The following is a 26,741-nucleotide window of genomic DNA, read 5'->3' as shown; positions in this document are numbered from 1 at the left end:
TTAGAAATTAAAAATTAAAGGCTGCGCGGTTCTGAAGTGAACATTGCGCAGCCTTTAATTTTTAATTTCTAATTTTTAATTCTAATTCTCCAGCCTTCCCATCTTGTAGGTTCCTTTTCGTATCACCTTTCCGTTCTTGTCTGTTTCTACAAACGGACCGTGTTTCTTGCCTTGTTTGAAGAAGCCTTCATAACGGTTTCCGTTCTTGTCCTCCTGGATACCGCTACCTTCTTCCATACCGTTCACAAAACCGCCTTTATATTTGGTTCCATCGGTCTGAATCAGGGTACCTTGGCCGTTGAACTTATTGTCTTTCCATTCACCTTCGTAAGAGTCACCTACATTCCATTTGTAAGTACCGTATCCGTCACGTTGGTTATCTTTCCAATTACCTTCGTAAACGGCGCCGCTTGCCCACGTAAATGTGCCGTGGCCTTCCTGCTTTCCATCCTTGAAGCTGCCCACATACTTGTTGCCGCTGGCATGGTAATAAATGCCCTCTCCGGTACGTTCACCTTGAACATAAGAACCTTCGTAACGGTCGCCGGTATGGAAAAAGTAAATACCTTTGCCATGCTGCATGTCGTCCTTCCAGTCACCTACATATTTGTCGCCGTTGGCATATTCAAAAGTTCCTTTACCGTCCCGGACATCATTTTTCCACTCCCCGTCATATTTGGAACCGTCATTCCAGGTCAGTGTTCCTTTGCCGTCTTTCTTGTCATTCTTCCACGAGCCTACATACTTGGAACCGTTCTTCCAGGTATACGTTCCTTGGCCTTCGCGTTTATCATTCACCCAGTCGCCCTCATAAATATCACCATTGTAATAGTACATGGTTCCTTTACCGTGCTGGTAATCCTGAAACCACATGCCGTCATAACGGTTGTTATTCATAAAATAGTAGATACCCCTGCCATGCTGCTGGTCTTGAAACCATTGCCCCTCATACTTTTCACCGTCGGGAAACATATATGTACCGTAGCCTTCACGCTTGCCCCTCACATACTCACCCTCGTAGACGTCGCCGTTCTTGAAAACGGTCTTCCCCTTTCCATTGGGCTTGCGGCCTTTTATTTCACCGGTATAGACGGCCCCGTTATCTTTGAACGTATAGGTACCTATCTTTATCTCCGAAGAGAATGTACTTTTCACTTTATCGAAAAAGCCGCTTTTTTTTTCCTGGGCAGTGGCTCCACCTTGGCATAAGAAAGCCAGAATGAGTGCAGTATATAGATATTTCATTAATTGATAATTGATAGTTGATAATTGACAAAGGTAGGATTTATCCGGTAAAATGATGCGATAACTCCCGCTTTTTATGACATTTTTTTGCCGCACACTATTTCTTTTAATTTCTCTTTGCATAAATGCCGCCCTGCAAGTTCACGGATTTCTTGTGGAGTAACCTCCTTGACAGCATCCAGTGCTTCGGCAAAGTAGGTATCCTGCAAGCCCGATACCTGCACAAAAATCCAGGCATCTGCCAACGAGAATGCAGATTCATAACTACGGCACATGTCTCCCAACATATAGTTCTTCACCATGGAAAGCTCTCCATCGGAAGCCAGCTCGTTCTGAAGGCGGTCTATTTCATGATAAACCTCACCGATAAGAGGCTCCACAAATTCGTTGGCGGCTTCGGCACTGACCGCCAACACTCCCTGCCCCGGATAGGGCATGATGGCTGCGGAGATACCGTATGTGTATCCTTTATCTTCCCGGATATTGGACATCAGGCGACTGCCAAAATAACCCCCGAACAGTGTGACCAGTACGCGGGCCTTCAAGTAGTCCGGATGATTACGGTCCAGGGAAAGCATGCCCATACGGACGGCACTTTGCAGGGCGTCCGGACGTTCGATGAAGATACGTTTTCCGGAGGTGGTAACCGGATGGAATTCTGTCTTCTCCGGTTTGCGGAAATCCGTACCGAAAGCCTCGCAGCCAAACAAGGACTCTATCCTGTGGATGCAATCACCGGTTACCTTACCCGAGAGATAGATGCTGCAATTATTGGAATGATAGTAACGGTCATAAAACTCGCGTAGCACCGCAGGAGTGATGCGCCGATAATCCTCTTCCTGCACCAGACGTCCACCGGGATGCTGCCCGCCGTACAGAGCCTTCACCAATCCGCGGTGCGCCAGAAAGTCCACCTTGGAAGAGTTGACAAGAAACTGCTGGATATTGTTGTCTACAATCACTCCCAGCTCTTTCTCGGGAAATACCGGCTCTTTGACGATAGACTCCAATATGTCAAGCGTTTGGGGAAGGTATTTATTCAGAGAATAAAGGGTGACATAGGCATACTCGGATGCACTGGACAATTCCAGCCAGGCTCCGTAATAGTCCAGCTTTTCCGCTATCTGGGCGGCATCGTAGCGTCGGGTTCCCTCGCGAAGCATGCGGTTCGTAAACAACGCCTGCAAGGGCTGTTTCTGTTGCCATCGGCCGCCTGCCATGAGGAGATCGATACGTGTCACTTCATTGTCACCGGCATTGAGCACACTCAATGGCACGCCATTAGGCAACTTGATACGTTCCGGTCTTTGCACTGCCAGTTGTTCCGGTTCAAGAATCCGGGGTTGGTCACTTCGGTTCAGCATGGGCTTTCTAGTTTACAACCCGTGGCTTTTAAGAAATTCTTCTGCCCGTTCCAAATCCTGAGGAGTATCTATGCCGATAGTTTCCACATCCGTGACACCTACCTTGATGGTATATCCGTTTTCCAGCCAACGAAGCTGTTCCAATGATTCGGCAATCTCGAGGGATGACTGCGGAAGGGCGGTTATCTCTTTCAGTACCTCTACGCGATAGGCATAAAGGCCGATATGCTTATAATATGTATGATTCTCCAGCCAGTCTTCCTTCGCCGCATTGCGCTGGTAGGGAATGATGGAACGGCTAAAATAGAGGGCATTCCTGTTTTTGTTGAGCACAACCTTCGGAGAGTTCACATTTTCCAGTGCCTCGAAACCATTATCTACCGTAAAGGGTTTCACCAGAGTGGCTATCTGGGTGGCCGGATCGTCGAAACATGCTTTGACGGCTTGTAACTGCGAAGGCTGGATGAAAGGCTCATCCCCCTGGATATTCACCACGACATCAAACTGTCCTCCTATTTTTGTACAAGCTTCCTGACAGCGGTCGGTGCCGCTTTTATGTTCGGTGGAAGTCATTACCACCTTTCCTCCAAATGCTTTTACTGCGGCTTCAATACGCTCATCGTCCGTAGCCACGTATGCATCGTCCAAGATTCCTGCCACTTGCTCGTATACTCGCTGTATCACGGTTTTTCCACCTAACACCGCCAATGGTTTGGCTGGAAAACGCGTAGATGCGTAACGGGCAGGTATGATTCCTAAAAATTTCATTTTCAATCTTCGTTTTTTAAAATGAGAGTGTGTCCGAAAGTGTTCATATACTATCGACCCATCTCCTTATATTCTTTATTAATTATAACAGTTGTTTCAATCCTCGCAGGATATAATCACGTTTCAAATCTTTTGGCTTATAGACAGTCCCGTCACAAGACAACAAGTCTATATCCAGCCGTACAATTTCCTGCTCCTTCTCCTCGGGCTTCCTTCCGGCTTCCCGTTCGATGGCTTTCAGGCAGGCGGTGACTTCCTCTACCGGATTATCGGAAGCAAAGCATGCCACCTGATTGGAGAACAGATTCGGACGGTGAAAGAACAAAGGTACCGTCTCCTCCTCTTCCGAGAAACGTATTCCCGAAAAAAGTTCCGTCAAGCGTCTGCGAGCCAGTTCCATGTTCTCCCTCCGCTGTTCGTTGCTCCCAATACTAATCGTATAATCCATTTTTTTAAGGTGAAAGGGGAAAAGGTGAAAATTGAAAGTTTACCTTTCCACTTTCAATTTTCACCTTTCAACTAATTAAACAGTTCGTCGAGTCCCTCTATCGGTTCTTCTATATGGGTGTCTCCTTCCAGATTCACATCATCCTTGCACGGGTCATAGCCTTCGGGCAACTGGAATGTTTCATTTTCATCATATCCCAGAGATTTGTCACCGAGCACTTTCACCATGTATTTGGTCCAGATAGGCAATGCCATGGAAGCACCTTGTCCGTGAAGCATCGTATCGAAATGGATGTCACGGTCCTCACCGCCCACCCAGCAACCGGACACGAGCGAAGGCGTGAAGCCCATAAACCAGCCGTCGGCATTGTAGTTCGTCGTTCCGGTCTTGCCGCCCATGTCGGCTTTCACACCCAGACGGCGCACACGGCCTCCGGTACCTTCGTTGACAACGGCACGCAGCATGACCAGCATCTTGTAAGCGCTGGATACACTGATGACTTCCTGCATTTCGGGAGCAAAGGTTGCCAGCACGTTTCCATCATTGTCCTCGATGCGGGTCACGAACAGCGGAGCTACCCGGATACCCTTGTTGGGGAATGCGGTATAGGCACTTACCATCTCGCCGACGGAAATCTCGCACGGGCCCAGACAGAGTGAAACGGAAGGTACTATATCACGGTTGCGGACACCGAAAGTATGTATAAGACGTTTCAGATTATAGGGATTCAGCTTGCTCATGAGATAGGCCGTAATCCAGTTGTCCGAGTTTGCCAGCCCCCACTTCACAGTCACCATGTCACCAATCAGCTTTTTGTTGGCATTACGCGGCGTCCACGGTTTTCCGTTTTCATCAATCAGCGTGTATTCCACGTGGCGCACTTCGTCGCAGGGAGAAAAACCGTTCTCCATAGCCAATGTATAAAGGAAAGGCTTGATGGTAGAACCTACCTGGCGGCGTCCCACCATGGCCATATCGTACTGGAAGTAATGGTAGTTCGGTCCGCCTACGTATGCCTTGACATGTCCGCTGCGCGGGTCCATGGACATGAAACCGGCACGAAGGAAGAACTTGTAGTAACGGATGGAATCCATCGGGGTCATAATGGTGTCTTTCTCCCCTTCCCAACTGAATACGGACATCTCCTCCGGGGTGTCGAAGGCTTTCTTTATTTCAGCTTCGGTGGCTCCGGCTTTCTTCATAATGCGGTAGCGGTCGGACAATCTCATGGCACGTCCCAGAATCTCGTCCACCTGCTCCTGGGTCAGACGGAAGGTGTAGGGAGCTTTCTTGGCTCCTTTCTTTTCCTTGAAGAAGTAACCTTGCAGTTCCTTCAGATGCTCTGTCACGGCATCCTCGGCATACTGCTGCATACGCGAGTCGAGCGTGGTATAGATTTTCAGCCCGTCGGTGTAGAGGTTGTATTTGGTACCGTCTTTCTTGGTGTTCTTTTCGCACCATCCAAAGAGCGGGTTGTTCTCCCAGTCGAGTGAATCCTCGTAGTATTTCTGCATCTGCCAACCGCGGTAGTTGGCCTTGTCGGGCTTCTTGGCGGTGAGCACGCCGCGCAGGTATTCGCGGAAATAAGTGGCCAGCCCTTCCTTGTGGTCCACACGGTTGTACTTCAGTTTCAGAGGCAACGCCTGGAGGGAGTCGCGCTCGGCTTCCGTAATATATCCCGCTTTCCGCATCTGGTCGAGCACCACATTGCGCCGTCCGCGGGAACGTTCATTGTAGCGCACCGGATTATAGAGAGACGGATTCTTGCACATGCCCACCAACGTAGCCGCTTCCTCAATCTTCAAATCTTTCGGTTCGCAACCGAAGTAGGTAAAGGCAGCAGTCTTGATGCCTACCGCATTGTTCAGGAAATCGAACTTGTTGAGATACATGGTGAGGATTTCCTCTTTTGTATAGTAACGTTCCAGCTTTACGGCAATCACCCATTCGATAGGCTTCTGGAACAGACGTTCCATCACATTGTCGGCACTGGGAGAATAAAGCTGTTTGGAAAGCTGCTGGGTGATGGTACTGCCACCGCCGGCATTCTTCTGCATCAGGATACCGCGCTTCACTATGGCACGCGTCAGGGCGTAGGCATCAATGCCCGAATGTTCGGCAAAACGTACATCTTCCGTAGCTATCAAGGCGTTGATGATATTGGGCGACAAATCATTGTATCCCACAAACACGCGGTTTTCCTTACTATAGGAATAAGTACCCAATACTTTTCCGTCCTCGGAAAAGACTTCTGTGGCAAATTTGTAATTCGGATTTTCCAGGTCTTCCACCGGAGGCATATAGCCTATCCAGCCCTTGGCTATGGAAAAGAATATAAAGACACACACCAGCGAAATCAGTGCGATGAAAATCCATAGGATTTTGACGACTTTCCTTATCATGTTTCAGTTGCTAAAATCAAAGTTCAATAATAGGGCAAAGGTACGGAAATATATTGGATGTGCCTATGCTTTTTATATCTTTTTCAGGATAAGATTTCCGGCATCCACAAAAAAAACGCCCGTTTATTTTAATGGAAACTCTCAGTGAAATGCAAAACGATTGCAAAACAATTAGAAAACTTGAAGAAAAATCGGAAAGAAAAAATACATCGTAATGAGCTATAATACAGATTGAAACAATGAAAACTTGCCCTCGTGCGCGTAAGAGGAGATAAGATAAGAAGAGAAGAGAAAAAAACGACGTTGTCGTTAAAAAGAACGACGGCGACGGCGTAAAGAGATACCACACTTCACTGTCCGGAATGCCACACTTCGACAAGGCAAACGCCGCACTTGACTAAGGCAAATGCCACACTTGAACATTCGCGAAATGCGGCATTTACTTTGTCGAAGTGTGGCATTTCGGACAACAAGCCACACGGTTAAAAAAACAGCCCATATTTCGCAAAAAACTTCCCCGCATATTTCCGTAGCCCGCATATTTTCCGTAACTTTACACTCTCGAAAAGTATAAATGAATTCAACGATATGGAAAACAGAAGTTTAGTCACCATTGCCGAGCATAGCCGGGAAAAAATCCTCTATATGCTCGAGATGGCGAAAGAGTTTGAAGCCCATCCCAATCGGCATATATTGGACGGGAAAGTAGTTGCCACCTTATTTTTCGAGCCTTCCACCCGTACACGCCTCAGTTTCGAGACTGCCGCCAACCGGCTTGGAGCACGTGTCATCGGGTTCAGCGACCCAAAGGCCACCAGCTCATCCAAGGGCGAGACGCTGAAAGACACCATCAAGATGGTAAGCAACTATGCCGACATCATCGTGATGCGCCACCACCTCGAAGGGGCCGCACGCTATGCCAGTGAAGTCACCACCGTGCCCATTGTGAATGCCGGAGACGGTGCCAACCAGCATCCCTCACAAACCATGCTCGATCTCTACTCCATCTACAAGACACAAGGCACACTGGAGAACCTGAATATCTTCCTGGTCGGCGACTTGAAGTATGGCCGTACCGTCCACTCCCTGCTGATGGCCATGCGCCACTTCAACCCCACTTTCCACTTCATCGCTCCCGACGAGTTGCGGATGCCCGAAGAATACAAAATTTACTGCCGCGAGCACAACATCAAGTACGTGGAACATACGGACTTTACGGAAGAAATCATTGCTGATGCCGACATCCTCTACATGACCCGTGTGCAGCGCGAGCGCTTCACCGACCTTATGGAGTACGAGCGGGTGAAGAATGTCTACATCCTGCGCAACAAGATGCTGGAACATACCCGTCCCAACCTGCGCATCCTGCATCCGTTGCCCCGTGTCAACGAAATAGCCTATGATGTGGACGACAATCCCAAGGCATACTATTTCCAGCAGGCACAAAACGGACTGTATGCCCGTGAAGCTATTCTGTGCGATGTACTGGGCATCACGCTGGATGAGGTGAAAAAGAGTAAAGGAGTAATTCAGTAGAATCGTCTAATAACAAATATTTCAAGATGTTAAGCGAAAAGAAACAAGAATTGCAGGTTGCTGCTCTGGAAAACGGCACTGTAATAGACCATATACCCTCCGAGAGACTGTTTACCGTAGTCTCCCTGCTCGGACTGGAACACATGAGCAACAATATCACTATCGGCTTCAACCTCAAGAGCAAGAAGCTGGGCACGAAAGGCATCATCAAGATTGCCGACAAGTTCTTCTGCGACGAAGAGATAAACCGTATCGCCGTGGTGGCTCCCAATGTAAAACTGAACATTATCCGCGACTACGAAGTGGTGGAGAAACGCGAAGTCCGCCTGCCCGAAGAGTTGCGCGGAATCGTGAAATGCGCCAACCCGAAGTGCATCACGAACAATGAGCCTATGCCTACGTTGTTTCATGTCGTGGATAAGGACAATTGCGTCATCAAATGCCACTACTGCGAAAAGGAGCAGACCAGAGAAGATATTGAGATTATATGAAAGAAGACTGGAAACCCGGAACAATGATTTATCCGCTGCCTGCCGTATTGGTGAGCTGCGGAAGCACTCCGGAGGAATATAACATTCTGACTATCGCATGGACGGGGACGATTTGTACGAACCCGCCCATGTGCTACATCTCCGTACGCCCCGAACGCCACTCCTACGACATCATCAAGCGGAATATGGAATTCGTCATCAACCTCACCACGAAAGATATGGCACGGGCCACGGACTGGTGTGGCGTACGCTCCGGAAAGGACTACAACAAATTCGAGGAAATGCATCTGACACCGGGGAAAAGCACCGTAGTCAGCGCGCCTCTCATCGAGGAATCACCGCTTTGCATAGAATGCCGGGTAAAGGAGATTATGGCTCTCGGTTCGCACGACATGTTTATAGCGGATGTGGTAAATGTACGTGCCGATACCCGTAATCTGAACCCTGAAACCGGCAAACTGGAACTGGCGGAAACGAATCCGCTGGTCTATGTGCACGGTGGATATTATGAGCTGGGAGAAAAGATAGGCAAATTCGGATGGTCAGTAGAGAAAAAGAAGTAATAATGCGATAAAGGTTTTAAGAGATGGAGTTGCGACGAATCTTGATGGGCTTATATCTGTTGGCCTTCCCCGCCATGATGTGGGGACAGACTCCGGTTGTGCCCGGTACTGCCGACGAAGAGCATTCCGGACACCGCAAGGAAACTCCGGTCAATTTCGGTTTCAAAGGCGGTTTCACCTCTTCCTTGTTCCTTGTATCCCAGTTCAGCGTCAACGGAGTGCCCATCGACGAAGTGCAGAACAATTACAAGATAGGATATTTCGGCTCCCTTTTCATGCGGATAAACTTCGATCGCCACTTCCTGCAACCGGAAATATCCTACAACATCAACCGGTGCAACATCACCTTCGAGAAACCTCTGCCCGAAGACGCCGCATCAGGAGCCCGGCTGGAGGAAGCCTCCATTACATCGTCCATCCACAGTATAGACATCCCCGTCATCTACGGATACAACTTCATCAAGGAGGGGCCGTACAGCCTTGCCGTCTTTGGAGGACCCAAAGTGCGCTATATATGGGACAGGAAAAGTGACATCGACTTCGAGAATTTCGACCAGGTGAATATCCGTGAAAGGCTGCGTCCGCTCAATCTCAGTTTCACCGTCGGCGTATCCGTCACCATCTCACGCGTCTTTTTCGACTTCCGTTACGACATGGGGCTGCATAACATCTCCAAAAGCGTGACATACGATATTCCGGCCGACAACAACGCTGCAGACGAAAACACGAAAAACGAAATCCGTTTTCACCGCAGGGACAATGTGCTGAGTTTTTCTTTCGGAGTGTTCTTTTGACAGTAAATTTCTTCCTTTTCTTTCAATTTATTCATTTATTTCCCGTAAATTTGTGCGCTTAATAAGAGAACACAGATTTATCAAACTTATCTAATAAGCAGAATGAAAAGAGATGATTTAATTTTCGAACTTATCGAAAAAGAACACCAACGTCAGCTCAAAGGCATTGAACTGATTGCATCAGAGAACTTTGTAAGTGACCAGGTTATGCAGGCAATGGGCTCCTGCCTCACCAACAAGTATGCTGAAGGATACCCCGGCAAGCGTTACTATGGTGGTTGTGAGGTAGTGGACCAGAGTGAGCAGATTGCCATCGACCGCTTGAAACAGATCTTCGGCGCAGAATGGGCCAACGTACAGCCGCACTCCGGTGCACAAGCCAATGCAGCCGTATTCCTCGCCGTGCTCAATCCGGGCGACAAATTCATGGGACTGAACCTTGCACACGGCGGTCACCTCTCCCATGGTTCACTGGTCAACACTTCCGGTATTATCTATACTCCCTGCGAATACAATCTGAACCAGGAAACCGGACGTGTGGACTATGACCAGATGGAAGAAGTTGCCCTGCGCGAGAAACCCAAAATGATTATCGGCGGCGGTTCTGCTTATTCCCGCGAATGGGACTACAAGCGCATGCGCGAAATCGCGGACAAGATAGGTGCCATCCTAATGATTGACATGGCTCATCCTGCCGGACTGATTGCAGCCGGTGAACTGGATAACCCCGTGAAATATGCCCACATCGTGACCTCCACTACCCACAAGACTCTGCGTGGTCCTCGCGGTGGCGTTATCATGATGGGTAAGGACTTCCCCAACCCCTGGGGCAAGAAAACTCCGAAGGGAGAAATCAAGATGATGTCCCAGTTGCTGGATTCAGCCGTATTCCCCGGTATCCAAGGTGGTCCGCTAGAACATGTCATCGCAGCCAAAGCCGTTGCCTTCGGCGAAATCCTGCAACCGGAATGGAAAGAATATGCCAAGCAGGTGAAGAAAAACGCCGCTGTCCTGGCACAAGCCTTGATAGACCGTGGCTTCACCATCGTTTCCGGCGGTACGGACAACCACTCCATGCTGGTAGACCTGCGCAGCAAATATCCCGATTTGACCGGTAAGGTTGCCGAGAAGGCGTTGGTATCTGCCGACATCACCGTAAACAAGAACATGGTTCCGTTTGACAGCCGCTCGGCTTTCCAGACTTCCGGTATCCGTCTGGGTACTCCTGCCATCACAACCCGTGGTGCCAAGGAAGACCTGATGCTCGAAATTGCCGAGATGATTGAAACCGTTCTGTCCAACGTAGACAACGAACAAGTCATCGCAGAGGTACGTGCACGCGTCAATGCGAAGATGAAAGAATACCCGCTGTTTGCTTATTAATAAGCAAACAGAATTAAAAATTAAGAATTAAAAATTAAAGGCTGCGCAATGTTCGCTTTGAACTGCGCAGCCTTTAATTTTTAATTCTAAACGCGCTCCGCGCGTTTAGCTCAGCCCTTCTATATTTCCGTCCACAATTGTTCGGCTTGTGGTTTCTTGGGTAATCCCGGCATACGGAGAATTTCACCGGCGATGGCTACAATCATTTCCGCACCGTTATTGACCACAATATCCTTGATGTGGAACTCAAAGTTGTTGACTGCACCGTATATCTTCGGGTCGGCAGAGAAGGAGTACTGCGTCTTGGCGATACAGACGGGGTAATGGCTGATACCCATCTGCTCTATCAGTTTGATAACCTTGCGGGAGTGGAGACTGTAAGTCACTACGCTTGCCCCGTAGAGGTTGCAGTCTACCTTTTCTATTTTACGTTCCACGCAATCGCTCTCTTCGTAGGTGAAGGTCAGCGGTTCGGATGGTTTGTTCTCGATAGTATCTACTACCAGATTGGCAAGGTCAACGGCTCCCTCTCCTCCTTTGGCAAAGGCGTTGTTCACGGCAAAACCTACCTCAAGCTTTTCTTCGCAATGGCGGCGGATAGCTTCCACCTCCTCGTCCGTATCACTGGCAAAACGGTTGAATGCCACGATGACCTGCTGGCCGAATGAACGCAAATTGCGTACATGTTTGTCCAGATTGCCGAAGCCCTCTTTCAGTCCTTCCATATTGGGTTCCTTGATGCGGTCCAGACTGACACCGCCATGCATCTTCAGTCCTTGTGCGGTAGCAACGATTATCGTCAGCTTGGGCTGTAGGCCGCTCTTGCGGCACTTGATGTTGTAGAACTTCTCCGCACCCAGGTCAGCTCCGAAACCGGCTTCCGTCACTACATAATCGCCGAATGTCATGGCCATTTTTGTGGCAAGAATGGAGTTGCAACCATGGGCAATATTTGCGAACGGTCCTCCATGAACAAAAGCAGCAGAGCCTTCGGTAGTCTGTACCAAGTTGGGGTTGATAGCATCTTTCAACAGTACGGTAATGGCACCGGCTACTCCTAACTCCTTCACTGTGAAAGGAGTACCATCGAAACGGAATCCCAGAATAATATTTTCAATACGGCGACGGAGGTCGTCGAGGTCTGTTGCCAGACAGAGAATAGCCATAATTTCGGAAGCCGGGGTAATATCGAAGCCCGACTCCTCAGTAATGCCGTTGGTGCTCGGTCCCAATCCGGTGACAATGCTCCGCAAGGAACGGTCATTCACATCAAGTACGCGCCGCCAGATGATTTCTTTCAGTCCGAAGCCGTCTGCCTGATGCTGGTACAAGTAATTGTCGAGCAAAGCGGAAATCATGTTGTGTGCGGAGGTAATGGCGTGAAAGTCGCCCGTAAAGTGCAGGTTTATCTTCTCCATGGGAAGCACCTGGGCATATCCTCCACCGGCAGCACCGCCTTTCATGCCGAAGCAAGGACCCAGCGAGGGTTCGCGTAAAGCCACAATCGCTTTCTTGCCAATCTTGTTCAGCCCCAATGCCAGCCCGATGGACACGGTTGTTTTACCGATACCCGCTTTCGTAGCCGTGATAGCCGTCACCAGTATCAGATTGCTCTTCTTCACTTTCTCTTCATCAATCAGATGCGTAGGAATCTTGGCTATGTAACGGCCATAGTTCTCTACTTCCTCACGCGGGATATCCACACTTTCAGCCACCTGCTTTATCTTCTTCAGCTCTATGCTGCGGGCTATTTCAATGTCCGATTTCATACAGAGTCTTTTCTTTAAATAACAACTTTAATGTTTTGAAAGTTGCAAAAGTACGAAAGATGTGGCAAAGTACAAAAGAATACCGTATTTTCACCTGACCACCTGCATCTTCTATCTATTTGAACCGCGACGTATCCACTGCCTCCCGTTGCTTCTCCTTATATCCACCGAATTTATAGGTGAACGATACGCCGAATTCGCGGAAGCATGAGTAATGATTCGTCACATTCTGCGTCTTGAAACGGATGCGGGGAGAAATCTGTCCCGTCTCAAAAATATCGTTGCAATAGAGGTTGAGAATGGCTTTGTTCTTGGCGAAGCCGTAGCGCAGGGCAATATTCACATTGCCCGACGTAGGCAGGTCGTAGATGCCCTGAATGGCTTTACTATGCACAAATCCGGTCACCGTCAGCTTCAAGTCGGGTTTGGTGGAGAGAGTAAAAGTATTGTTCATCTGGGCAATGCCATAGCATTGCTTTCTGTCGAAAGGAATATCCCAGAAATCACCATCCTTTTCGCGATGCCACAAGCCGATGAGGGTAAGACGAGAATTCAACCAATTCTTCACCTTAAACGGTATAGAGGCTTGTATACCTGCTTGTTGCTGATAATCAAAATTGAGTGTCTTGTAGATTTCAACCAGACGTTCGGAGGATTGGTAGAGTGTCTGTACAGAGTAGTCCTTGGTGTGGTTGAACCAAGCGCTGAAGATGTATTTGCTTTTCAAAATATAGGTCATTTTCAGCTCATACTCTTGTGCCGGTTTCAGTAACGGATTACCATGCAGCTCAGAGTATCCACCGCCGATGTAAGAGACGGCATCCTGCACCGCCCAGTAGTCGGGATAGTCCTTGTCGCTGCTCAGAGAGAGCTGAAGGATATGTCCCGGTGCCGGCATATAGTTCAAGTTGACGATGGGATACCAGTCCCACTGGTTCCAGACGGGAGTCTTGTAATGCTCCACAGCCAAAGAAGCGTCCAAAGCAAGTTTGTCGCCGAAACTCTTGCTGAAACCTGCATAGATATTCCAGGTCTGCTCGCGGCGGCGGGACTTCATATTGCTCAAGGCATCCGATGAGGTCAGTTGTTCGCCGGTTTCGGGGTCATAATAATATTGGTAGCTGTTGTCGATGCTGGTAGTATAGATGGCTCCGTAATTCAAATCCCAACCTTTTCCCAGACTGTGCTCCTGGGCCAGAAAGAATTTCCATCGGTTGATGCGTTGGCAATCTTCGGTGTAGAAGTCAAGTTCCTCGTCCTGCATGCGGCTATGCAGCAACTGGTCGGACGGGGAACGGTAGTAGGTCAGTTCGGCACCGGCTTTGAGGCCAAAAGGGGTACGATAGTCCAGACGGCCGTTGTGCAGCCAGTCGGTGCTATTGCCATGAGTTGTGGACACCTGTGTGCCCGTCACGCCCTTCCAGTTGTGGGAAGTGGAATAGCCACCGTTATAGACGAAACTCAGCTGATGGTCCTTGGCGATGTTATAGTCCGCCCCTACCCTGAAATTATGGGTATGGCTGCGGCCACGGCCCACCTCATCTGTTGTCATGGGGTGAACCGAGCCGTCTGCCAGAGTGTGCACAGCCTCTTTGTCGGTAGTAGAGTAGCTCCGGCCATGGCTGTGCGAGTAAAGAAAGTCTGCTGAGAATTTATTTTTGCTGAAGAGCAGGCTGGCGCGTTCCTCAAAGCCTTCGTTATGCTTCTGGCGATACTTGGCATAGAGTTCGCCTTGCCAGGAGCCGGGGCCGCCTGCCGATTGTTTCAGGGTGATATTGATAAGTGCGCCACGCACCTGGTAGCGTGCAGGGGCGTTGTACATCACTTCCGCCTTCTCTATGCGGCTGGCAGGGATGCTGCGCAGCAAGGAATAGAGCTGCTCTGTGCTGAGGGTGGTTACTTTGCCGTCCAGGATAACGGTGACTCCCTGACCTGCCAACTGCAGCCCTCCATTCATCTCGATGACGCCGGGAAGCTCTTTCACGGCATCGTAGGCATTGTCTACGGGGAGGTTCCGGATAAGGCGGGGCAGGTCGTACACCAGCTTGCCTTGCGCTGCCTTAACGATGGGGCGTTCACCGGTAATCATCACTTCCGGCAAGGTCTGATAAAGACTGTCCAGACGGGCATCGGTCGTGATAAGGCTGTCGGCGCTGAGGATGCGGTTGTCGTCCGCACCGGAGGTGGTTGCAGTGCCGTTGTTCTCTTGTGCCGAAAGACTGATGCTCAAAGCACAGCATACAATAGGGAGTAAATAGAATCGTTTCATGTCCTTCTTTTTATTTATGTTTATATTCTTCTTCTGCAAATCTTCGTCTGCAAAGTACGGCAGAATCAGCAGAAACTTGTGTTATCAGCGGCTTACCAAGTGTTATCCAGTGTTATCGGGAGTGTTATTTAGTCTTATCGGATGATAGGGTTCACAATATTAATCTTACCTTTGTATGTATAAAAGTAACCGGAAACAAACATGAAACTGCCATTCAAATATATTGCCATACTTGTCATCGTCTCCCTGGCCGGCATCTTCGCCTACCAAGCCTACTGGCTGACGGGGCTCTACCATACCATGCACAGTGAAATGGAAAGGGACATCACCGAAGCCATGCGCATGAGCGACTATAACGAAATGATGATACGCGTGGATAAAATGAAGCAGGACGACATAAACCACGGTGAAGTCAGCGTATCAGCCGGATACAGCGATGACGGAAAATCATTTGTCCGTAGCAGTACCACCATCTCCCGTGAAGATTCTTTGGACAACACCACCCTGCACGAAACCTTCATGCCCAAAGGAGACAGTGTTTACGTGACCCACCCGAACGATTCAACCCGCGTGGAAGTCAGTGTCAGGGACTCAGACAGCTCTCCCCAATCCGCATTGAGTGCCAAAGGGGGACTGGATGTGATTTTGCGCGACCAAAACAGTATGCTGGAACTCGCCACCTACTTCCAGCGCGGACTGCATTCGGGACTGGACATCATTTCCGACCCCGACGTACTGCTTTATGACAGCCTGCTGACTTCATTCCTGCATGACCGTAACATCAATCTTCCCCATAGGCTGCTACATCTTCACAAAGGCAGTAAATGGGACTCTACCATTCTCTATATAGATACATTGGTAAACATCGGTACTCCCGGCTATGTGCCTACCTCAAAAGCTGTGGAATATAATTATTCTTTCGACATCAATACAAGTCAAAGCTACCGTCTCATCATGGAACCGGTCGGCATGCTGGTTCTGCGGCAGATGTCGGGCATTCTCACCACGTCATTCATCATCTTGATTGTACTCGCTTTCTCCTTCTGGTTCTTGATACGCACCATCTTGAAACAGAAGACACTGGAAGAGATGAAGAGCGATTTCACCAACAACATCACCCACGAACTGAAGACCCCCATCGCCGTAGCCTACGCCGCCAACGACGCTCTGCTCAACTTCAACCAAGCGGAGGAAAAGGCCCAACGCGACAAATACCTGCGTATCTGCCAGGAACAGCTTCAGCGCCTCAGTGGACTGGTTGAACAGATACTTTCCATGAGTATGGAACGCCGCAGGACTTTCCGCCTGCACCCGGAGGAGTTTGCAATACGTGATATTCTGGAAACGCTCATCGAACAACACAAGCTGAAAGCGGAAAGCTCCGTCCACATATCGGTGGACATCGAACCGGAAGATTTGAGCGTACTTGCCGACCGTACGCATTTCAGCAACATCATCAGCAACCTGATAGACAACGCCATCAAATATTCGCACGGAGAAGCCGAAGTGACCATCCATTGCCGCAAGATGGCCGTCGAAGGGCAGAATGAACAGACCGAAATCTCTGTCAGCGACCACGGTATCGGTATTGCTCCCGAGAAGCAGAAGCACATCTTCGACAAATTCTACCGCGTACCCACGGGTAATCTGCACGATGTGAAAGGCTATGGGCTGGGATTGTTCTATGTGAAGACCATGATAGAGAAGCATGGTGGCAGCGTATCGGTAAAGAGTGAGTTGGGAAAAGGAAGTACCTTTACGATAAGGATATGATAACATTATTTGTTAGGGTACTTTACATTACTTGTTAAGGAGCTTTACATTACTTGTAACAAAAGCGACAATTATGGAAAAGATAACCGTACTTCTGGTTGAGGACGAACAGACCCTCGCCATGATTATCAAGGACACATTGGAAGGGCAGAACTTCATCATCCACACCGCAGCAGACGGTGAAGAGGGATTGCGCAAGTTCTTCGACCTCCGTCCCGACGTGCTGGTGGCAGACGTGATGATGCCCCGCATGGACGGCTTTGAAATGGTGCGCCGCATCCGGCAGACCGACAAACAGACCCCGGTACTGTTCCTTACCGCCCGCTCCACCATCAACGATGTGGTGGAAGGGTTTGAGCTGGGTGCCAACGACTACCTGAAAAAGCCTTTCGGAATGCAGGAACTCATTATCCGCATAAAGGCCCTGGTAGGCAAAGCTTTCTCCTTTACAGAGGAAAAGCCCAAAGAAACTACCGTTTTTGAAATCGGTGACTACCGTTTCAATTCCGTCACTCAACGACTTGCTTTTGCAGGCAGCACCCCGACTTCACCTAACGCGGATACGGAAGTGGAACTCTCCCACCGCGAGTCCGAGATACTGAAACGTCTTTGCGAGAACCGTAACCAGGTGGTCAACACCCAGAATGTATTGCTCGACCTCTGGGGAGACGACAGCTTCTTCAACTCCCGCAGCCTGCATGTGTTCATCACCAAACTGCGGCATAAACTGGCCGGAGACGAGCGCATCCGTATCGTCAATGTGCGGGGAATAGGATATAAACTAATAGTGAACTAAACTAAAACTAAACTACTATTTATGAGAAAGTTATTATTCATTACTTTTATCTGTTCCTCACTCTGCGCCTATGCACAGAGCGAGATTCCGGAAGACACAATAAAGAACCGGCCTCCCGTAAAGAAAGAGCAGATTCCCTTTTCTCCAAAAGAGAACAAGCGTACGGGCCTTGATGAAAGCCAGCCCCAACAAAGTCTGCAGGGCGAACAGCAGGAAGAGATAAATCTCCATCTCCCTCCCTCCGACTATGTGGAGCCCCTGCCCTGGACGGACATGAAGAAGATACACTTTCAGAAAAACATCTTTGAATGGGACTTCCAGCGTTTCGCCGATTTCCTGCTCTCGCCGGAAGTCGTACTGACGATGTACGGCAGCCATAACACCTATCCTGCAATGGGCTCCATCATGCAGGCTGGCGCAGGAGTTACTTATTACAGTCCCGACGGACATTGGGAATTGAGCGGAGGGGTATATGCCGCCCATTATTCCATCTCCCAACCTTCATCCATTACCGGTGCCCAGTATGCCAAAAGGGATGCCCCCCGAGGTACTCAATGGGACATAGGCTACAATGCCTCCGTATCCTACCGCATCAATCCCTACATGCGTCTACATGCCTTCGGCCAGTATTCGGGCTACGGGAGAAGTAACTCCTTTCATGGATATATGAACCCGATGTATCCGCAAAGCGGTTATGGCATGGTACTGGAACTGAAAGTGACGGACTGGCTCGACCTCAACGGAGGGATGGAACGAAGATACGACCCCACCAAAATGAAATGGGTGACTTCGCCCATTTTCGCCCCTACCATTCGTATAAAGAAATAGAAATAATACAAAGATATTTCCGGAAATAGAGGGAAACGAGTATCTTTGTTCAGTCTGCCCCTATGCGGCAGACAGCAACTGAAATTGTGAACAAAGAACAATGAAACGAATCTTCTTCTGCATCATCATTTTACTTGCAGGCATGTCATCCGTCAGCGCACAGAGCGAGATGCCTGCCGATACGGTACGTACTGCAGTACGTGGCAAAGCGTCTCCCGAAGGCATGTCTCCGTCTGAAAAGGAACTTCTGCCGGACGTGAAGAATTACGACGGCTTCCTGCTGGATATGGGGCTGATGAATCTGTCCGCCCCCACTCTTCCCAAATTCACTTTGGAGATACCGGATGCCAGCAAAGACTATAGCCGCATCTTCCAGTTGAACCCGAACGTGACTTATTCACAAGGTCTTTCGAACATATTCTCACTCAGCAACTCCCGGTATTTCAGTTCGAATCCCTTCGGACTGACGGGCTTCTGGGGCTCTACCGACAACCTGCAAATGGGAAGTTTCACTTTGAAGAACGGCATGCGCATCCATACGTACGGCGAATATGACAAGGACGGCTGGAAAGTGCCCAACCCTTCCGCACTGCCTTGGGAAAAGAACAATTTCAAAGGGGCGTTCGAGCTGAAATCAGCCAACGGAGCCTTTGGCATACGCATCGAGGTACAGCAGGGCAGACACGTGCCCTATTGATGCCCATCACTTAACAACAGAATCAATGACAAGAAAGAAAATACTGGTGATAGGCGCCAACGGTTTTACCGGCAGACGCATCCTGGATGATTTGTCCCACAACGTGTCTTATCAGACAACGGGCTGTTCCCTGCACGACGACATCTGTCCCCATTCGGGCGACTATCGCTTTATCCGTACGGATATATGCAACCGCCAGGCGGTGAAAAAGCTTTTCCAGGAAGTACAGCCGGATGTTGTAATCAATACCTCCGCCCTCTCCGTCCCCGATTACTGCGAAACGCACCATGCAGAAGCGGATGCCGTCAACATTACTGCCGTGGAGCATCTGGCAGAATGCTGTGAGGCGGGAGGTAGCCGTTTTATCCATCTTTCCACCGACTTCGTTTTCGGTGGTGATACGGACCGACCCTATACGGAGGAGGATATTCCCGCTCCCGTTAATTATTACGGCTACACCAAACTGGAAGGTGAGAAACGTATCGCTGCCGTTTGCAAGGATTATGCCATCGTGCGTGTAGTGGTGGTGTACGGTGCCTCCCTGCCCGGACAGCATGGCAATGTGCTCCAACTGGTGGCAAACAGATTAAGGAACAATGAGGAAGTGTTCGTCGTGTCCGACCAATGGCGTACGCCCACCTTCGTGGGAGACGTGTCGCAAGGAGTGGAGAAGCTGATAAGTCATCCGCAAAACGGCATCTACCACCTCTGTGGCAGCGAGTGCCTGACCATTGCAGACATCGCTTATTGGGTAGCGGACGTATTGGGACTGAATCGCTCGCTCATCCGTCCCGTCACTACGAAGGAGATGAATGAAAAGACGCCACGTCCCCGTTTCAGCGGGCTGAGTATAGAAAAGGCAAGCCGGGAACTGGGGTATCAGCCGCGCACGCTGGAAGAAGGAATAAAGCAGATGTTCGGATGGTAAATAATGCAGGTGCGGATGGCAGCAGATTCGACTACAGCAACTCCGGCTCTGCCAGTCCTTTCTCTTTGCGATACACACGTACCATCTCCAGAATCACATCTCCATATTTCTCCACCCCTTTTTTTCCGAAATACGGAATGCGTACAAGCATGGCCTTATCCGAAGGAAGCAGATTGCTGATGCCTAGAATTGCCTTCTGCTGAATGACGGTGTATACGGGCAGCCCTAATGCGGAAGCTTCTGCATTGCGCCATGCTACCAAGCGGTTGTAAAGTTCCGGATGCAGCACATCCGTGGGTACTTCAACAGCCGCAGCATCGCGTTTCCGCTCACGCGGACGTTTCTCTTTATCAGCCTGCTTACTGCTTCCCTGCCCTTCTTTGGCAGAAGCACTTCTCCCTTTGCCTTTACCCTTCTGCGAAGCCGAATCATCAATGGAAAGCAGTGCTTTCTGCTTCAAGTATCCTGCCATATGGAAACCATTCTCCAGCACATAATCCAGCAAATCAGTCTTCATGTCAAACACTTCCTCCAGTTCCTCCATGGCATCCCGGAGCTTCTTCTTCAACTCTTTATTATCAGAAGTTACCGTACTCGCCATCACCGCATCCAGCGGTTGCAACTACTCTTGAAAATAAGTGGCGGCAGAGTGTATGCGCCCCTGCAAAGTCGGGTCGGCTGCATAGTCCTGCGCAGTATCAATCAGGCGGGTATACTGGATACTGAACTTCTGGGCTACTTTCGTCACTTTGTCGTGAAAACGTTCCATTTCCTCCTTACAGGCTGCGAGTTGCTTGGGAAAGAGCTTGTACAAGTGTTCGTCTATCAGCCGCACATACCGCCGCAAAGCCTGCTCCATGGGCTGGAAATCGAACAAGCCCGACAGCAGTTCCAGGAAATAGGTCTGCTGCAAGGAACGGAAGCGTTTCTCGTCCGGCTCGTTTCTCCGTGCCTCCATCGTGAAGGTTTCCACCGCATTGTCATTGATTATGGCTCTTGCAGAAAGCGGAGCACTGAGCACCACTCCCTCCAGCGTCTTGCAGCGGCTCAGGGCCACATACGTCTGCCCATGCGCAAAGGAGGCGCTGGCATCAATCACGGCACGTTCAAACGTCAGTCCCTGGCTTTTGTGAATGGTAATCGCCCACGCCAGCTTCAGCGGATATTGCCGGAATGTTCCTTCAATATCTTCTGTAATCTCCTTGGTTTCCTCATCAAGCACGTATTTGGCATTCGTCCACTCTTCCTCTTGAAGTAAGAAGGTAGCGTCGCTTCCCTTACTGCGCACTTCAATTCCATCTGCCGACACGGCTGTCACCTCTCCAATCATGCCATTGTAGTAACGGTGCTCACCGGAGATGTCGTTCTTCACAAACATTACCTGGGCACCGCGTTTCAGTTCCAGTACTTCATCCGTGGGATAGGAATATTCGGGAAACTTTCCGTCAATCTTGGCACGAAAGGCATACGAGCGTCCCGGAAGTTGTTCCAGCTCATGGTCATTAATCCGTTGGGCCTGATAATTGTGGGTCACCAGGCGGATGTATCCTTCTTCTTTATCTGGTACGAAATTGGGAATATACCGGCGGTTCAAGGCTTCCAGCACTTGCCCGTCACAACGGTTTTCGCGAATGCGGTTCAGTAATTCAAGAAAAGTCCCATCGTTCTGCCGATAGACTTTCTTTAGTTCTATAGTGCAGTATTCCGTCTGCTTCAAAGCCTGGCTGGAGAAAAAATAGGGCGTGTCATAGTATTTGCGCAGCATCTGCCACTCATCGTCTTTCACTACGGGAGACAGCTGCTGTAAGTCGCCAATCATCAGCAGTTGCACGCCGCCAAAGGGTTTGTTCCGGTCGCGGAACCGCCTCAAGACGGCATCCACCGAATCGAGCAAGTCGGCACGGACCATACTGATTTCATCGATGACCAATAAATCTATGCTGCGTATAATGTTGATTTTCTCTTTCCCGTAACGAAAACGGTAGGTTGCCTTGCCATCTGCGCTGAATGAGCTTTCGGGCACATAAGGAGCGAAAGGTACTTGGAAAAAGGAGTGGATGGTGACACCGCCTGCATTGATAGCGGCAATTCCCGTCGGTGCAAGTACAATCATCCGTTTCGGACTCTCTGCCCTCAGTTTTCGCAGGAAAGTTGTCTTACCGGTACCTGCCTTGCCGGTCAAAAAAAGATGAGTGCCTGTGTTTTCAATGAATTGCCATGCAAGCGCTATTTCGGGATTATTCTCCATTGATATGTTTATTATTCAACCAATCCGCTCTCTCTCAGAATGATACGGATTTCATCAGTAGCCATATATGATAATAGGACAAAGATAGCGGTTATTTCGTTATCCTTGTCCTATTATTCCATTTATTTGTACCCATCCTGAGAAAGCCCTTTACGGGGCAATCCGGACTATTTCAAGCTACCGCCGATAATATCGAGCAGCTCATTCGTAATGGCCTGCTGACGGCTCTTGTTATACTGTTTCGTCAAATCTTGAATCAACTCGTTGGCATTATCTGTCGCCGTCTGCATGGCTAGCATACGGGCAGCATGTTCCGAAGTATTGGAATCGAGAAGCACGGTAAATATCTTCTGACTCAACACTTTTGGCAGAAGTTCCGCTATCAGTTCGCCGACGGAAGGTTCCACAATGTAATCATTATTAAAACTGCGGGCATCCTCCGGTACATCTTCTGCCGCCTCCTGCGCTACTTGCGTCAGGTCAATGGGCAGATAATTCTCGCGGAGCAGCACCTGCGAACCCATCGATTTGAAGTGATGGTAAATCAGCTCCACATGGTCAATCTGCTTTTCCACAAACTCATGCATCAACTTCTCTGCCAGCTCATACGCTTCAACGTACGAAGGCTTGTCTGCCATCACCTGGTAGCTGCCTTGCGGCACATATCCCATTTTCTTGACGGCTTCCTCCACCTTTCTCCCAACGGGATATATCAGAATATTCTCCTTGCCCAGCGACTGGTAATCTTCCAAAGCCCGTTCCAGCATCTTCGCCACATTCGAGTTGAATGCACCGCACAAGGAACTATTGGACGAAAACGCCACAACCGCTACTCTCGTCACGGGTCTTTTCTCGGTATAGGGCGACTCGAAGGAAGCATCCGTACGCAGAAAGTTCGTCAGAATCTCATTCAGCTTCCGTTGATAAGGCAGCATATTCTCAATCCGCCCCTGCGCCTTATGCAGTTTGGCAGATGCCACCATCTTCATAGCCGATGTTATCTGGCGTGTACTCTTGACGGAGCTTATTCTATTTTTTACCTCTTTCAGTGAAGACATATATCTATTTACGATTTAATTATTTACGATTTACGATTGAAGTTACTTTTGCTTGCAGCCGATTTACCACTTACCATATAGAGTAGCCCCAATCGTAAATCGTAAATCGTCCAATCGTAAATTACATGAATTGCCTTGCAACCGCCTCTGCTGTCTCCTCAATCTTCTTGCAGACATCGTCATTGATGGCACCCGTCTTTAAAACGTCGAGTACCTCCATGCGATAGTTCATCTCAAGAGACTCAAGGAAGTTGCGTTCAAACTCGCTGACCTTGTCCAAAGGAACATTCCTCAACAAGCCGTGCGTGCCGCAATAAAGAATGGCAATCTGCTTTTCTACCGGTATCGGGCTGTATTGGGGCTGTACCAGCAGGCGTGTATTCTTCTGTCCCTTGTCGATGGTCAATGCCGTCACGGGGTCCATATCGCCACTGAACTTGGTAAACGCTTCCAGCTCCCGGTACTGTGCCTGGTCAATCTTTAATGTACCTGCCACCTTCTTCATAGCCTTGACTTGGGCATTACCACCCACACGGCTCACAGAGATACCCACGTCAATGGCCGGACGGTTACCCTGGTTGAAGAGGTTCGTATCAAGGAATATCTGCCCGTCAGTGATTGAAATCACATTCGTTGGGATATAGGCGGACACGTCTCCTGCCTGAGTTTCGATAATGGGCAATGCAGTCAGCGAACCGCCACCTTTCACCTTGCCTTTCAGACTGTCCGGCAGGTCGTTCATCTCGCGTGCCACTTCCTCCTGGCTGATAATCTTCGCCGCACGTTCCAACAAACGGGAGTGCAGATAGAAGATATCACCCGGATAGGCCTCACGTCCTGATGGACGGCGCAGAATCAGAGACACTTCACGATAGGCCACCGCCTGCTTGGACAAGTCGTCATAGACCACCAGCGCATGACGGCCGGTATCACGGAAATACTCTCCGATGGCAGCCCCTGCAAAGGGAGCGTAATACTGCAATGCAGCCGGGTCGCCCGCCGTAGCAGCCACCACAATGGTATAGTCCATCGCACCGTACTGGTGCAGGGTATTCACAATAGAAGCTACGGTAGAACCTTTCTGGCCAATGGCTACATAAATGCAATATACCGGATCACCAGCATCAAAATTGGCACGCTGGTTGATGATGGTATCGATGGCAATGGCCGTCTTACCGGTCTGGCGGTCACCGATAATCAGTTCACGCTGTCCGCGGCCAATAGGTATCATGGCATCCACAGCCTTCAGACCGGTCTGTAGCGGCTGATTCACCGGCTGACGGAAGATAACTCCCGGCGCCTTGCGTTCCAGCGGCATTTCATAAAGTTCTCCGCCTATCAGTCCTTTGCCATCGAGCGGCGCACCCAGAGGGTCTATTACACGGCCCAGCATACCCTCTCCCACCATGATGGAAGCAATACGCTTGGTACGCTTTACAATGAAGCCTTCCTTGATTTTATCCGTAGGGCCAAGCAACACAGCACCCACATTATCCTCTTCGAGGTTCATCACAATGGCCTTGATGCCGTTGTCGAACTCCAACAACTCGTTGGCTTCGGCATTGCGCAACCCATAGATACGGGCTACACCGTCACTGACTTGCAGTACCGTGCCAATCTCGTCCAACTGTACGCGGGTGTCAATCCCTTCCAGTTGCTTGCGGAGAATATCGGAGACTTCGCTTACTTTTATATTTTCAGACAACATCTTAGTATTTACTATTTTACAATTTACTATTTACTATTTGAAAGAACCCGAATCATATACTGTTTGACCTCTACAACTTACGCATCACAAGACTATTAAATAAGTAAATTGTAAATTGTCAAATCGTAAATCACACGATTCTTCTATTCCTATCAATGAACTGCTGTTTCACTTTCTTAAGCTGCGTAGCAATACTGGCATCCAGACGGAAGTCGTTGATGTCGAAGATAAAACCACCTTCAATGGAGGGATCCACTTCAGTCTGCAGCTCCATGCTGGCATGCAGCAGGGAGGAAGCACTGTCATGGATGCGCTCCCGCACTTCCTGGCTGACGGGAACGGCTGTTATCAGCTTTCCTACACCGATATGCTTGTCTTTCCGGTACAAATCCAGAAAACTCAGGCAGATGTACTGGAGAAAGTTTTCCCGCCGGTTCTTCAACACCAGGGTCATGAAACGCGCAAACTCACGGCCCGCAGGAGCATCCCCCACAGCAGCGGTACAGATAAGTGTTAACTTCTCACGTATCGTCAGGATGGGGTTTTCCAATGCCATGCGCAAATCCGGATGTTTCCTGAAGCTACGGTCGAGCATACAAAACTCCTTGTACAGAGTATCTTCTGCCCCCATGCTCTTGGCATATTCCATCAATGCTTTCGCATAACGCATCGAAACGATTCCTATATCCATTTCTTTGAGAATTAATTGTTTTTACTTGCGGCCAGCACTTCATCCAACATCCGGTCTATCATCTCCATCTGCTCATGTTTCTCGTCCAGATTCTTGCGGATAATTTTCTCGGCTATATCTACGGACAAGACTGCCACCTGGCGGCGAATATCGCGGATGGCCTCTTCCTTCTCTTGCTGTATCTGCTTTTTAACTTCGTCCAGCTCCTTCTGCGCGGCGGCTTCCGCCTGCTTGCGTGCTTCGACGATAATCTTGTCACGCTCATGCATCGCCTCCCGCAGAATACGTCCTTGTTCTTTGTTGGCAGCAGCAATCAACGCTTCACTCTCCTCTTTCAGTTTGGAGAGCTGGGCATTTGCTTCGCGTGCCACTTCCAAAGACTGGTCGATGTAGGTCTTGCGACCTTCCACCATCTTGGTGATAACGGGAAAACCGTACTTGGCAAGCACCACAAACACCACACCGAATGAAAGGAGCATCCAGAACAGCAGACCACTATCGGGTAATAACAATGACATAATTTTATTTACTATTTGACAATTTACGATTTACAATTTGGCTGCGCGGTGATGCTGCACGGACAAATTGTAAATGGTAAATGGTAGATTGTACATTATAAAAAGAATACCAATAAACACACAACTACTGCCAACAAAGCAACACCTTCAATCAAGGCAGCGGCAATAATCATGTTCATACGGATATCTCCGGATGCTTCCGGCTGGCGGGCAATGGCCTCCATAGCAGAACCGCCGATTTTACCAATACCTACACCAGCACCAATAACAGCCAAACCAGCACCAATGGCTGCACCCAGTTTACTAACTCCCACACCTGCCGCAGCAGCTTGCAATAATACAGATAGTAACATAACTTTCAGTTTTTAAATGGTTATTTTTATTAATAGCTGAATTCAACTTGCAAATGCAACAGAATTCTGATTAATAATTTGTTTAAATTTTTCGTTTGGCGTGAGGTATCC

21 protein-coding genes and 2 pseudogenes are annotated in these 26,741 nt (G+C 49.3%); 10 read left to right on the top strand and 13 right to left on the bottom strand.

All coding sequences use genetic code 11. The annotated features are described in order from the left end of the window. Positions 1 to 81: 81 nt before the first annotated feature. From ACESTD_RS16785 to ACESTD_RS16765, 5 genes are all read right to left on the bottom strand, one after another. Positions 82 to 1,245: a phosphatidylinositol-4-phosphate 5-kinase gene (locus tag ACESTD_RS16785; RefSeq protein WP_373159019.1), complete on the bottom strand. Its 1,164-nt coding sequence runs from the start codon at positions 1,243 to 1,245 to the stop codon at positions 82 to 84. Positions 1,246 to 1,319: 74 nt separating this feature from the next. Then, positions 1,320 to 2,609, bottom strand: a complete 1,290-nt coding sequence (locus tag ACESTD_RS16780) for a pitrilysin family protein (protein ID WP_117588830.1) — start codon at positions 2,607 to 2,609, stop codon at positions 1,320 to 1,322. A gap of 12 nt (positions 2,610 to 2,621) precedes the next feature. Then, positions 2,622 to 3,377, bottom strand: coding sequence for a 3-deoxy-manno-octulosonate cytidylyltransferase (kdsB, locus tag ACESTD_RS16775; protein WP_057252418.1), 756 nt, complete (start codon positions 3,375 to 3,377; stop codon positions 2,622 to 2,624). Positions 3,378 to 3,459: 82 nt separating this feature from the next. Beyond that, entirely contained in the window at positions 3,460 to 3,825 is a 366-nt protein-coding gene (locus ACESTD_RS16770) for a 2-amino-4-hydroxy-6-hydroxymethyldihydropteridine diphosphokinase (protein ID WP_005829072.1), read from the bottom strand. A gap of 71 nt (positions 3,826 to 3,896) precedes the next feature. Then, entirely contained in the window at positions 3,897 to 6,227 is a 2,331-nt protein-coding gene (locus ACESTD_RS16765; RefSeq protein ID WP_057255865.1) for a transglycosylase domain-containing protein, read from the bottom strand. 588 nt (positions 6,228 to 6,815) lie between these two features. Here ACESTD_RS16765 and pyrB point away from each other — a divergent pair. The 5 genes from pyrB (at position 6,816) to glyA (ending at position 10,994) form a co-directional block, all read left to right on the top strand. Next, complete coding sequence (pyrB, locus tag ACESTD_RS16760) at positions 6,816 to 7,763, top strand: aspartate carbamoyltransferase (RefSeq protein WP_005829081.1); 948 nt, start codon at positions 6,816 to 6,818, stop codon at positions 7,761 to 7,763. A 26-nt stretch (positions 7,764 to 7,789) separates the two neighbouring features. After that, complete coding sequence (gene pyrI / locus ACESTD_RS16755) at positions 7,790 to 8,254, top strand: aspartate carbamoyltransferase regulatory subunit (RefSeq protein ID WP_005829083.1); 465 nt, start codon at positions 7,790 to 7,792, stop codon at positions 8,252 to 8,254. Next, positions 8,251 to 8,817, top strand: coding sequence for a flavin reductase family protein (locus ACESTD_RS16750; RefSeq protein WP_005829084.1), 567 nt, complete (start codon positions 8,251 to 8,253; stop codon positions 8,815 to 8,817). The genes pyrI and ACESTD_RS16750 overlap by 4 nt, the downstream gene beginning before the upstream one ends. A gap of 23 nt (positions 8,818 to 8,840) precedes the next feature. Continuing rightward, entirely contained in the window at positions 8,841 to 9,611 is a 771-nt protein-coding gene (locus tag ACESTD_RS16745) for a porin family protein (protein ID WP_008663573.1), read from the top strand. Between the two features lie 102 nt (positions 9,612 to 9,713). Continuing rightward, positions 9,714 to 10,994: a serine hydroxymethyltransferase gene (gene glyA, locus ACESTD_RS16740; RefSeq protein WP_005829088.1), complete on the top strand. Its 1,281-nt coding sequence runs from the start codon at positions 9,714 to 9,716 to the stop codon at positions 10,992 to 10,994. Between the two features lie 105 nt (positions 10,995 to 11,099). On the opposite strand, the pseudogene ACESTD_RS16735 reads toward glyA, so the two are convergent. Together ACESTD_RS16735 and ACESTD_RS16730 are read right to left on the bottom strand one after the other, a co-directional pair. Next, positions 11,100 to 12,763: pseudogene (locus ACESTD_RS16735) on the bottom strand (formate--tetrahydrofolate ligase). A 115-nt stretch (positions 12,764 to 12,878) separates the two neighbouring features. Further along, complete coding sequence (locus ACESTD_RS16730) at positions 12,879 to 15,032, bottom strand: outer membrane beta-barrel family protein (RefSeq protein WP_259008378.1); 2,154 nt, start codon at positions 15,030 to 15,032, stop codon at positions 12,879 to 12,881. Between the two features lie 201 nt (positions 15,033 to 15,233). On the opposite strand from ACESTD_RS16730, the gene ACESTD_RS16725 reads away from it, so the two are divergent. The 5 genes from ACESTD_RS16725 (at position 15,234) to ACESTD_RS16705 (ending at position 20,054) form a co-directional block, all read left to right on the top strand. Next, on the top strand, positions 15,234 to 16,805 hold the full coding sequence (locus ACESTD_RS16725; RefSeq protein WP_373159020.1) for a sensor histidine kinase: 1,572 nt from the start codon (positions 15,234 to 15,236) through the stop codon (positions 16,803 to 16,805). Between the two features lie 73 nt (positions 16,806 to 16,878). Continuing rightward, a complete protein-coding gene (locus tag ACESTD_RS16720; protein ID WP_022400751.1) occupies positions 16,879 to 17,601 on the top strand; it encodes a response regulator transcription factor in 723 nt (240 codons plus the stop codon). A gap of 21 nt (positions 17,602 to 17,622) precedes the next feature. Beyond that, on the top strand, positions 17,623 to 18,429 hold the full coding sequence (locus ACESTD_RS16715) for a hypothetical protein (protein ID WP_117966408.1): 807 nt from the start codon (positions 17,623 to 17,625) through the stop codon (positions 18,427 to 18,429). Between the two features lie 100 nt (positions 18,430 to 18,529). Further along, positions 18,530 to 19,126 carry a hypothetical protein gene (locus ACESTD_RS16710; RefSeq protein WP_057255874.1) on the top strand — a complete coding sequence of 199 codons (597 nt, stop codon included), beginning with the start codon at positions 18,530 to 18,532 and terminating at the stop codon, positions 19,124 to 19,126. 25 nt (positions 19,127 to 19,151) lie between these two features. After that, positions 19,152 to 20,054, top strand: coding sequence for an NAD(P)-dependent oxidoreductase (locus tag ACESTD_RS16705; RefSeq protein ID WP_373159021.1), 903 nt, complete (start codon positions 19,152 to 19,154; stop codon positions 20,052 to 20,054). 31 nt (positions 20,055 to 20,085) lie between these two features. On the opposite strand, the pseudogene ACESTD_RS16700 reads toward ACESTD_RS16705, so the two are convergent. The 6 genes and pseudogenes from ACESTD_RS16700 to atpE all read right to left on the bottom strand — a co-directional run bounded on the left by ACESTD_RS16700 (position 20,086) and on the right by atpE (position 26,630). Then, a pseudogene (locus tag ACESTD_RS16700) lies at positions 20,086 to 22,302 on the bottom strand (AAA family ATPase). Between the two features lie 167 nt (positions 22,303 to 22,469). After that, the gene (locus tag ACESTD_RS16695; RefSeq protein WP_005836996.1) at positions 22,470 to 23,360 is read right to left on the bottom strand and encodes a F0F1 ATP synthase subunit gamma; all 891 of its coding nucleotides are present in this window, start codon (positions 23,358 to 23,360) and stop codon (positions 22,470 to 22,472) included. 121 nt (positions 23,361 to 23,481) lie between these two features. After that, on the bottom strand, positions 23,482 to 25,065 hold the full coding sequence (gene atpA / locus ACESTD_RS16690) for a F0F1 ATP synthase subunit alpha (protein ID WP_373159022.1): 1,584 nt from the start codon (positions 25,063 to 25,065) through the stop codon (positions 23,482 to 23,484). Positions 25,066 to 25,198: 133 nt separating this feature from the next. After that, positions 25,199 to 25,759: a F0F1 ATP synthase subunit delta gene (locus tag ACESTD_RS16685; protein ID WP_151882531.1), complete on the bottom strand. Its 561-nt coding sequence runs from the start codon at positions 25,757 to 25,759 to the stop codon at positions 25,199 to 25,201. An 11-nt stretch (positions 25,760 to 25,770) separates the two neighbouring features. Continuing rightward, positions 25,771 to 26,277, bottom strand: a complete 507-nt coding sequence (atpF, locus tag ACESTD_RS16680; RefSeq protein ID WP_005836994.1) for a F0F1 ATP synthase subunit B — start codon at positions 26,275 to 26,277, stop codon at positions 25,771 to 25,773. A gap of 95 nt (positions 26,278 to 26,372) precedes the next feature. After that, complete coding sequence (gene atpE, locus ACESTD_RS16675; RefSeq protein ID WP_005829122.1) at positions 26,373 to 26,630, bottom strand: ATP synthase F0 subunit C; 258 nt, start codon at positions 26,628 to 26,630, stop codon at positions 26,373 to 26,375. Positions 26,631 to 26,741 lie beyond the last annotated feature (111 nt).

Source organism: Bacteroides sp. AR20, from assembly GCF_964250605.1.
GTDB classification, from domain to species: domain Bacteria; phylum Bacteroidota; class Bacteroidia; order Bacteroidales; family Bacteroidaceae; genus Bacteroides; species Bacteroides uniformis.
Note: the sequence above shows the minus strand (reverse complement) of the source record. Positions and strands in the feature narration are given on the sequence as shown.

Excerpts from the sequence above, each read along its gene's own strand:
- ACESTD_RS16785 (WP_373159019.1), bottom strand. The coding sequence starts at position 1,245 with ATGAAATATCTATATACTGCACTCATTCTGGCTTTCTTATGCCAAGGT.
- ACESTD_RS16780 (WP_117588830.1), bottom strand. The coding sequence starts at position 2,609 with ATGCTGAACCGAAGTGACCAACCCCGGATTCTTGAACCGGAACAACTG.
- kdsB (WP_057252418.1), bottom strand. The coding sequence starts at position 3,377 with ATGAAATTTTTAGGAATCATACCTGCCCGTTACGCATCTACGCGTTTT.
- ACESTD_RS16770 (WP_005829072.1), bottom strand. The coding sequence starts at position 3,825 with ATGGATTATACGATTAGTATTGGGAGCAACGAACAGCGGAGGGAGAAC.
- ACESTD_RS16765 (WP_057255865.1), bottom strand. The coding sequence starts at position 6,227 with ATGATAAGGAAAGTCGTCAAAATCCTATGGATTTTCATCGCACTGATT.
- pyrB (WP_005829081.1), top strand. The coding sequence starts at position 6,816 with ATGGAAAACAGAAGTTTAGTCACCATTGCCGAGCATAGCCGGGAAAAA.
- pyrI (WP_005829083.1), top strand. The coding sequence starts at position 7,790 with ATGTTAAGCGAAAAGAAACAAGAATTGCAGGTTGCTGCTCTGGAAAAC.
- ACESTD_RS16750 (WP_005829084.1), top strand. The coding sequence starts at position 8,251 with ATGAAAGAAGACTGGAAACCCGGAACAATGATTTATCCGCTGCCTGCC.
- ACESTD_RS16745 (WP_008663573.1), top strand. The coding sequence starts at position 8,841 with ATGGAGTTGCGACGAATCTTGATGGGCTTATATCTGTTGGCCTTCCCC.
- glyA (WP_005829088.1), top strand. The coding sequence starts at position 9,714 with ATGAAAAGAGATGATTTAATTTTCGAACTTATCGAAAAAGAACACCAA.
- ACESTD_RS16730 (WP_259008378.1), bottom strand. The coding sequence starts at position 15,032 with ATGAAACGATTCTATTTACTCCCTATTGTATGCTGTGCTTTGAGCATC.
- ACESTD_RS16725 (WP_373159020.1), top strand. The coding sequence starts at position 15,234 with ATGAAACTGCCATTCAAATATATTGCCATACTTGTCATCGTCTCCCTG.
- ACESTD_RS16720 (WP_022400751.1), top strand. The coding sequence starts at position 16,879 with ATGGAAAAGATAACCGTACTTCTGGTTGAGGACGAACAGACCCTCGCC.
- ACESTD_RS16715 (WP_117966408.1), top strand. The coding sequence starts at position 17,623 with ATGAGAAAGTTATTATTCATTACTTTTATCTGTTCCTCACTCTGCGCC.
- ACESTD_RS16710 (WP_057255874.1), top strand. The coding sequence starts at position 18,530 with ATGAAACGAATCTTCTTCTGCATCATCATTTTACTTGCAGGCATGTCA.
- ACESTD_RS16705 (WP_373159021.1), top strand. The coding sequence starts at position 19,152 with ATGACAAGAAAGAAAATACTGGTGATAGGCGCCAACGGTTTTACCGGC.
- ACESTD_RS16695 (WP_005836996.1), bottom strand. The coding sequence starts at position 23,360 with ATGTCTTCACTGAAAGAGGTAAAAAATAGAATAAGCTCCGTCAAGAGT.
- ACESTD_RS16685 (WP_151882531.1), bottom strand. The coding sequence starts at position 25,759 with ATGGATATAGGAATCGTTTCGATGCGTTATGCGAAAGCATTGATGGAA.
- atpF (WP_005836994.1), bottom strand. The coding sequence starts at position 26,277 with ATGTCATTGTTATTACCCGATAGTGGTCTGCTGTTCTGGATGCTCCTT.
- atpE (WP_005829122.1), bottom strand. The coding sequence starts at position 26,630 with ATGTTACTATCTGTATTATTGCAAGCTGCTGCGGCAGGTGTGGGAGTT.